Here is a 354-nt window from a genome sequence, read left to right as displayed (position 1 = left end):
GGACGCGCTGGCGCTGGAGGTGGCTGATGAAGGTGGTCGGCCGGTGTTGTCGGTGGGGTCGATGGTGGGTCGTCCGGTGACGGCTGAGCAGTTGGGTTCTGGGGATGGTGCGGGGTTGTTGGAGGTGGAGTGGCGTTCGGTGGGGGTGGAGCCGGGTGGTGAGGTGTCGTGGGTCGGCTGGGATGAGGCCGAGGGTGCTGAGTGCGAGGTGGTGGTGCTGGATTGTGGTGGTGTTGTGGGTGGTGGGGTGCCGTTGGTGGTGCGGTCGGTGGTGGATCGGGTGTTGGGGGCGGTGCGGGGTGTGTTGGCGGGTGGTTCGCGGTTGGTGGTGGTGACGCGGGGTGGGGTTGTTGT

Annotated in this window: 1 protein-coding gene; it reads left to right on the top strand. The window is 67.8% G+C overall.

The genetic code is table 11. The features are described 5' to 3' along the window. Positions 1-354 (top strand): hypothetical protein (locus CCN51_RS56725; RefSeq protein ID WP_211303305.1); only part of this gene is annotated, 354 nt, incomplete at both ends.

It is taken from the genome of Streptomyces milbemycinicus (assembly GCF_002154605.1).
Classification (GTDB): domain Bacteria; phylum Actinomycetota; class Actinomycetes; order Streptomycetales; family Streptomycetaceae; genus Streptomyces; species Streptomyces milbemycinicus.
This window is presented reverse-complemented; position numbering and strand designations above follow the sequence as displayed.